The organism is Synechococcus sp. F70.1 (assembly GCF_047502745.1).
Classification (GTDB): Bacteria; Cyanobacteriota; Cyanobacteriia; order Thermostichales; family Thermostichaceae; genus Thermostichus.
Genome location: NZ_JANSJL010000006.1, coordinates 61,815 through 68,742, shown reverse-complemented (window position 1 = coordinate 68,742; position 6,928 = coordinate 61,815). Strand labels below are relative to the sequence as shown.

General features: G+C 59.9%; 7 protein-coding genes. 2 read left to right on the top strand and 5 right to left on the bottom strand.

Annotated elements, in window-relative coordinates; all coding sequences use genetic code 11:
* Window positions 1-213: 213 nt before the first annotated feature.
* Window positions 214-984 (top strand): hypothetical protein, encoded by a 771-nt coding sequence (locus NW860_RS00485; protein WP_414511897.1) that lies wholly within the window; start codon window positions 214-216, stop codon window positions 982-984.
* Window positions 985-1,194: 210 nt separating this feature from the next.
* Here NW860_RS00485 and NW860_RS00480 read toward each other — a convergent pair whose 3' ends face one another.
* The 5 genes from NW860_RS00480 to hisD form a co-directional block, all read right to left on the bottom strand.
* On the bottom strand, window positions 1,195-2,001 hold the full coding sequence (locus NW860_RS00480; protein ID WP_414511899.1) for an RNA polymerase sigma factor SigF: 807 nt from the start codon (window positions 1,999-2,001) through the stop codon (window positions 1,195-1,197).
* 478 nt (window positions 2,002-2,479) lie between these two features.
* Window positions 2,480-3,613, bottom strand: a complete 1,134-nt coding sequence (locus NW860_RS00475; protein ID WP_414511896.1) for a tetratricopeptide repeat protein — start codon at window positions 3,611-3,613, stop codon at window positions 2,480-2,482.
* Between the two features lie 4 nt (window positions 3,614-3,617).
* Entirely contained in the window at window positions 3,618-3,923 is a 306-nt protein-coding gene (locus tag NW860_RS00470) for a hypothetical protein (RefSeq protein ID WP_414396446.1), read from the bottom strand.
* A 17-nt stretch (window positions 3,924-3,940) separates the two neighbouring features.
* The gene (locus tag NW860_RS00465) at window positions 3,941-4,726 is read right to left on the bottom strand and encodes a hypothetical protein (protein ID WP_414511895.1); all 786 of its coding nucleotides are present in this window, start codon (window positions 4,724-4,726) and stop codon (window positions 3,941-3,943) included.
* A 28-nt stretch (window positions 4,727-4,754) separates the two neighbouring features.
* Window positions 4,755-6,068: a histidinol dehydrogenase gene (hisD, locus tag NW860_RS00460; RefSeq protein WP_414396451.1), complete on the bottom strand. Its 1,314-nt coding sequence runs from the start codon at window positions 6,066-6,068 to the stop codon at window positions 4,755-4,757.
* A 347-nt stretch (window positions 6,069-6,415) separates the two neighbouring features.
* Between hisD and NW860_RS00455 the strand changes: the two genes are divergently transcribed.
* The gene (locus tag NW860_RS00455) at window positions 6,416-6,916 is read left to right on the top strand and encodes a MarR family winged helix-turn-helix transcriptional regulator (protein ID WP_414511894.1); all 501 of its coding nucleotides are present in this window, start codon (window positions 6,416-6,418) and stop codon (window positions 6,914-6,916) included.
* Window positions 6,917-6,928 lie beyond the last annotated feature (12 nt).

Genomic DNA, 6,928 nt, shown 5'->3' with positions numbered 1-6,928 from the left:
CCCGCTTTGGGCCGCGGAAGAGAAACCCACAAAAATCGCGACTTGACCGCAAAGTTTTCCGCTTCAACCAGAGGTGCCTTCAGTTGGCGTAGTGGGCTACTCACCCTGCTTGTCTCCTCTTTGGCCAGCTTTTACCCCTGAGAAGGGATCTCAGCAGGATCTTAAGATGCCGGCAGTAGAATTGGGTGGAAAACTTAGCCCTTGGCAGAGTCCATGGCCATGCGGCGGGATTTACAAGAGCTGGTCATTTCCCCTTTTCTGGTGGAAAACCTTTCTGGGGTACCCATAGCCTGGCTGTACCGACCTCGGCCTATCCGTCGCTGGAAAGACTGGCTGCGCCAGTTCTCCGCCTTTTGGAATCTGCTGGGCCTGCTGTTGGTGCTGGATTTGTTCTGCCGTTTCTTGACCTTTTGGTCAGGGGGATCCCTGCTGACCTTGGTGGGGCGAATTTTGATCCCTGGCCTGCGCAGCAGTTGGGAAAGTTGGCTGGTGGAATGGGGAATCCTGGCAGCCATTGCCGCTTTGGGCCAAGCCTATTGGATTTTCCGCAGCCGCCGCATGCCGCTCTTGCTGAACTTGCTAGAAGAAGTAGATCGCTACAATCGGCTCATTCAAGCCATTCACATCAACGATGAATTGGTAGAGGCGGGCAATCCTGAGGCCAAGCTGCCCCAGCGGGATCAGATCATCGAGACTCTGAAGCTGACTCGCAGCGACCTAATCCGCGCCTTGAAAACTGAACGGATCTTGCGGCAGAACAAAGACTTTATTGAGCAGCAAAGGGAGTTCTTCGGCGACGAGCTGGCAGCTCTGACTGCGCTCCAGCTAAGAGAACAGGCCAGCGAACAGTCGCAGCTTTTGGATGCTGCTTTGCAAATTGCCTTGCAGGTGCGCTCCCAACTAAGCCAACTGCAGAACCGGGGAGCAAATTGTTTCCAAGACAAAGATCAAGCTTCAGACAAAGCTCGAGACAAAAAAGATTAAGACAAAAAAGATTAAAGCGAAGACACAAGTTACAGCTATTTCGACCAGGATACTGCACTGATATTGAAGTAACCAAAGCCTTGGACTACGGGAAAGCCGTTGTGAGGCTCTCTGTCGCCTTGATCTCCACTTTGGGAGAGGGTTCAGATCTGCCTGGAAAAGCGCTGGAGACTGTCGCGAAGCCCAGGGATCTTCCTTCTCGGCAACGCCCTAAAAAATGTCCTGACTCAGCAGCTTAGCCAAGCGCTCCAGGCCCTTTTTGACCTGTCGGGAAACGGTAACGGCACTGATCCCCAGCCGCTCTGCTGTTTCTTTTTGGGTGAGGTCGTAGAAGAAAACAAATTCCAAAATCTGTCGGGTGCGCTCCTCCAGCTTGGCCAAGGCATTTTGCAGGCGGATGCGATCTTCTTCGGCCAGTTGAAAACTGCGGTAGCGCTGATCGGGAATGGTATCCCCTAGAGCAACGCTGTCTTCTTCAACCTGTACGGGAGCATCTAGGCTGAGCAAAAGGCTGTTTTGTTGGGCCAGCTGCAGCTCTCGCCATTCCTGCGCTGTTAGGTTGAGGGCTTCCCTCACCTCCGCCTCAGAGGGAGGACGGCCCAACTCTTGTCTCAGGCGCGCAATTACCTTCTTGGCCTGTCGCTGCAGGGTGGTCCAGCGGCGAGGGAGCCGCACTGCCGGGCTTTTGTCTCGCAGGTAGTGCTGAATTTCTCCGCGAATGTAGGGCATGGCAAAGGAGCTGAAGGCCAGGCCGCGGCTGACGTCGAAGCGCTCGATGGCCTGAATTAGGCCCAGGCAGCCGACTTGTACTAGGTCGTCGTATCCCTCATTGCATTGGTCCCGCCAGTAGTGGGCCTCTTTGCGCACCAATCCTAGGTTTAGCTCCACCAGTCGATTGCGCAGGGCCGGATCCCGAGTTTGCTGGTACAGCCGCAACAGCTCGAAGGTTTGGGTTTTAACATCTCCAGGTCTAGATGCCCTAGGCGCGCGCCCAGTCGGGGATCCAGAACTGCCCATGCTGGATTTGGCCGAAGAGGGAGAGGCTGGGCTCGTCGGTGGTCTTGGGAAGTCAGGATCCTTGAGAGGAGTCTGCTGCGGAGCCATTACCATAGAAGCTGCTTTTCTTTGACCAATTGAGCTAGAGCCCCTCAAGGCTGGATCGGCGGCCAAGCAGCTCAAAAGCAGGGGGTGCAAGGCGATACCGATTTTCTGCCGTTGGGCTCAACTGCGATCTACAAGCAGGTCGAGTTAAGTTGTAGCCATAAGAATGCTACCAGGTGTTAGCAGGAACACAATTTTGAGATGTGCTAGGATACTGAAGTGCCCTCAGTTTGACCAGCTTTTCCGCGGCAGTCAACACCCTTCTCCCGGAAACCCTCCGTCTTCGGTGGAAGGTCGGATTGCTATTGCCGGTGTGTCCTCTGGGGTACTCTGGAACTCAGGAAGCAGACGGTGGAGCTGTTCGCGTCAGGGGCGTTGGGCTTTCCTCTAGTCCTCATTCGCGACAGGGGTGCGCTCTCAGGAAGGCTGCAAAACTCGGTTCACCGCGAATGGGATCGAAATAGGGTTCAGAGACAAGCAGCGGGTGGTAGCGTTCCGGCTGCAGCCGCAGAGCTTGCTCTAGGGCTTGGAGGGCCTGGGGCACTTGGCCTTCCCAGGCGCAGCAGCAGGCTTTAGCATAGTGGGCCTCTGCATTGTCAGGATCCAGCTCCACGGCCCGGTCAAAGCTCTGGAGGGCGAGCCTGTAGAGGTTCAAGTCCATCAGCACCAAGCCGCGCTGCAGCCAGAGCTGGGAGCGCTGGGGATCCTGGGCGAGAGCGCGGTCGTAGCTGTTGAGAGCTTCCATGCAGTTGCCCAGGCGGTGATGGGCAAAGGCGTGGCCGGCCCAGAGAGAGGCCGACTCCAATCCCAGTTGCAGGGCTTGCTCGTAGCTGGCCAGAGCCTCGGCGTAGCGCTCCAGATGCACCAGAGCCAGCCCGCGACTTTGCCAAACCCGGGGATCCTTGGGGTTGAGGGCCAGGGCCTTGTCGTAGCTGTTCACTGCTTCCTGCCATCGCTCTAGAGAGGCCAAGGTCAGCCCGCGCAGATGCCACGCTTCCGCGCTGTCGGGGCGGAGGGTGAGAGCCTGCTCGTAGGCGCGCAGCGCCTCTTGGTAACGGCCCAGTTGCCGCAGCGTGTTGGCCTGGTTAAAGCGGGCCTCAAAAAAATCCGGCTTTAGGTGCAAAGCCCGCTCGTAGCTGGCCAGCGCTTCCTGATGACGGCCAAGATCGTCCAGAAGAGAACCTCGGTTGTTCCAAGCTTCGGGAAAGTCCGGCTTCAGCTCTAGGGCGCGGTCGTAGCTGGCCAGGGCGGCTTGCGCCTGCCCCAGTTGGTCGAGGGCGGTGGCGCGGTTGTACCAGGCAATGGGATCCCGTGGTCGGTCTGCCACTGCCTGCTCGAAGGGCTGCAGTTGGGCTGCCTGCTCCGCCGTAAGGGCAGAGAGGTCAACCGCCGTTGCCGGCAAAACAGCCTCTGGGGGAGCAGCTCGCTGCTGCCGCCGCAGCCCCCAGGCCCAGCCTCCCACTAGGAGCAGCAGACCCACCCCCAGTACCAGCGCGCCCAGGTCAGTTGAGGCGGTTGCAAGCGGCATGACCCTACATCATCACCAGAAAGGGCAGGGGATCGCTAGGTCCTGCTGGCGAGATCAGCTCAATGCGCTTTTCGCCGGGGTAGGTGCTGGGATCGATCTCAAAGGTAACCGTCAGCGCCTCGGCACTAGCTTGCACCGGCTCTTGGGAGCGCCCCAAGGGATCCCCAAAGCTAACCCGGATCCCCTTGCCCGCCGGGCTGACCCGGATCTCGGTTACCTGATCCAGATGAGATCCCTCCAGGGTACAGACGATGATATCTCCCACAAAGGCCTCCCGCGGCCAACCACGCCGCACGATGGGTCTAGGCATAGTGTTGCTCCCACGGTCTACTTCACCCCAAAACGGCTTTGATGACACAGGGGTTCCGCCATCACCGGCTGCCACCCCTCCAGAGAAGAGGCGGTTTGGGGAAGAGGAACAGCAGGTGCTCGCAGCAACACCTGGCTGTCTGAACCTACACTAACCAAGCGGGGCATTTCTCCAAGGCTGTCAGCGACGGCAAACAGCACCCGCCCTCTTGCCTCGGGATCCCAGCCTAGCAGCTCCGCATAGGCCAAGGCCGGTGGCGGATCCCAGATTTGCACTGGCGGGATCTCGGTTGAGTCTGCCGGCAAAGGCCAGATCACCGCCCGATCCCAGCTTAAGTCTGTCTGGAGCCAGCCCGAGGACTCCTTCACTAGCAAAGTCTTCTCCTGCCAAGCCATGGGCAGGAGCACAGCAAAATCCAGCGGATCCTCAGGAGTACCCCCAGCTACCGAGGTTTGGTAGAGAACCTGCAGAGAGCGGCTACGGGTGTTTTCGGCAAACAACAGGCTGGTCAGCTGGCCTCCGGAGGGGGTGACAACCCAATTTAGCCGCGTGTACACCTGCCAGTGGGAATCCGGAGCCACGAGAGGCTGGCTGCGCAGCAGGCCCACCAGCGTACACTGCCGCTCCTGTGCCTTTTCCTGCAAGTCGTACACCCACTCCCACGGGATGGGTAAAGGCGAAGGGGAGGAGCTCTCTGGGGCAGCCGTCGCTATGACAGCGCTCCCCCCTGCCCAGCCGATCCAAACCGCCGCCAGGGCCCTCCCCAGTTGCCCCAGCCAGTTTCCCCTGAGCCGGCCCCCCATTTGCCCAACCCTCCGCCTTAGCTGCTGGCTAGGACTTCGCTGACAGCCGCACCTGGATCGACCGGCTGTGGGCGGGTAACCCCTCAGCTTGCGCCAGGGCTTGAATGGCGCCGGCCACCTCTTGCAGGGCTGCTGAGCCGTACTGGATTAGGCTGGAGTGTTTCAGGAAGGTTTCTACCCCCAGCGCCGAGGCGTAGCGGGCTGCCCCTGCCGTGGGCAAGGTGTGGCTGGGCCCAGCTAGGTAATCCCCCACCGCCTCTGGGGTGAAATGTCCCAAGAAGATGGCCCCCGCATGGCGAATTGCGTCCAACAGGGCCCAGGGATCCGCCACCTGAAGCTCCAGGTGCTCCGGCGCAAACTGGTTGGACAAGTTGACCGCCGTGGCCAGATCGGGCACCACCCCAATCAGCCCATAGTTGGCCACTGCCTTTTCCACCAGGAGGCGATGGGGATGCTCCTCGAGCTGCCTGACCACCGCCTGCTGCACCTGTTGGGCCAGCCGGAGGTCGGGAGTGAGCAGGATAGCCGCCGCTAGGGGATCATGCTCGGCCTGGGCCAGGAGATCGGCGGCAACGTAGAGGGGGTTGGCGCTCTCATCGGCAATGATCAACACCTCCGAGGGCCCGGCCAGGGAGTCGATGCCTACCGTGCCATACACCAGCTTTTTGGCCAGGGTTACGTAGATGTTGCCGGGGCCGGTGATCACGTCCACCTTGGGGATGGTCTCGGTTCCGTAGGCCAGCGCTGCGATAGCCTGGGCCCCGCCGACGCGATAGATGGTGTGGATGCCCACTTCTTGGGCAGCGACCAGAATGGCTGGGTTAATTCCCTTGCCGCCCGAGCCGTCCGATCCCGGCGGGGTCACCATGACAATTTCCGGCACCCCTGCCACCTTGGCAGGAATGGCGTTCATCAACACCGTACTGGGATAGGCGGCGCGACCCCCCGGAATGTAGAGGCCAGCGCGATCCACCGGGCGGTACTGCTTGCCCAAAACAATCTCGGGGCCAGGAAAGCTTACCCAACTGCTGGGCACCCGCTGCCGGTGGAAGGCTTCGATGCGCTGTTTGGCTAGGCGCAGGGCCGAGAGCAGTTGCGGCGATACCGCCTGGTAGGCCGCCTCCAGCTCCGCCCCCGAGACCCTTAGGTCGGCAACGCTCAGCTCCACCTGGTCAAACTCTGCCGTGTAGGCCAGCAAGGCCCGATCCCCTTGGCGGCGTACTGTCTGCAGGATCTCCCGCACAGTTGCCTCGCGATGCAGGTTTTGGTCTGCCTGGGTGCGCTCCGAGATCCGTCTGAGCTCGGCTTCGGCCTCGGCTAGCTGGGTAACAATTCTCAGCATGGCAACTCCTTTGCCTGGCGTACCGTAGGCAGAGAGCGAGAGAGCCGGCGGCAGAGGGGGCTTTTCCTGCCCTGGCCTCCCGGGCTCCCAGAGAGGGATCCCGTCTGCGCCTAGGGCGCTCCACAGGGGCTATGGTCATAGCTTAGCCTGGATCTTCCGCTCCAAAGAACCCCGCTCCTGCTCCAGCCCTATTCAGAGAAATGAGGCATCTCCCATTAGCAGCCAGAACCTCCAAAGCTGGGAACTGTTCCAGGGAGTATTAATTTGTGTTAGGACTATATCACAGTGAGCTATGGCAAAGCTAAAACAGTTGTGGACAAGTCAGTCGCCTGCAGCGATTGCTAACCATGCCCACATCTACTCAGCTTCCCGAAGAGCAAGCCCTCCAGCCTTCGGTGGCCCAGGAGCCCTTCTTGGGGCTGCTGCAGGATCTGGCGCGGGCCTACCAAGCTTTTGAGAACTACGCCGCCGCTCACATCCGCCAGACGGGGCTAACTCCTCCCCAATTTGAGGTCCTGGTAACCCTCGGCAACACCCCTGGCCTGACGATGAACGTCCTGGCTGAGAAAACGCTAGTTACCAAAGGGACGCTGACCGGGATCGTGGATCGCCTGGAACAAAAGGGGCTGGTGCGCCGCGAGGTGCCGCCGGAAAACCGCCGCTGCTTCAGGATTGTGCTCACCGAAGCGGGGGAAAAACTGTTTGCGCAAGTCTTCCCAGCCCACGTGGCTTACCTAAGGGAGCGCTTTCAGAAGTTGGATCCGGAAGAGATAGCCCAGATCCAGGCCTGCCTAAAAAAGCTGCAGTCTATTTTCAATCTCCCTCAGGGGCAGACCGAGAGTTGTTGAGAAGGCCTTCTG

Bases quoted from the DNA above. Each gene is read 5' to 3' on its own strand.
- NW860_RS00480 (WP_414511899.1), bottom strand. From the start codon at position 2,001: ATGGGCAGTTCTGGATCCCCGACTGGGCGCGCGCCTAGGGCATCTAGA.
- NW860_RS00485 (WP_414511897.1), top strand. From the start codon at position 214: ATGGCCATGCGGCGGGATTTACAAGAGCTGGTCATTTCCCCTTTTCTG.
- NW860_RS00470 (WP_414396446.1), bottom strand. From the start codon at position 3,923: ATGCCTAGACCCATCGTGCGGCGTGGTTGGCCGCGGGAGGCCTTTGTG.
- NW860_RS00455 (WP_414511894.1), top strand. From the start codon at position 6,416: ATGCCCACATCTACTCAGCTTCCCGAAGAGCAAGCCCTCCAGCCTTCG.
- hisD (WP_414396451.1), bottom strand. From the start codon at position 6,068: ATGCTGAGAATTGTTACCCAGCTAGCCGAGGCCGAAGCCGAGCTCAGA.
- NW860_RS00475 (WP_414511896.1), bottom strand. From the start codon at position 3,613: ATGCCGCTTGCAACCGCCTCAACTGACCTGGGCGCGCTGGTACTGGGG.
- NW860_RS00465 (WP_414511895.1), bottom strand. From the start codon at position 4,726: ATGGGGGGCCGGCTCAGGGGAAACTGGCTGGGGCAACTGGGGAGGGCC.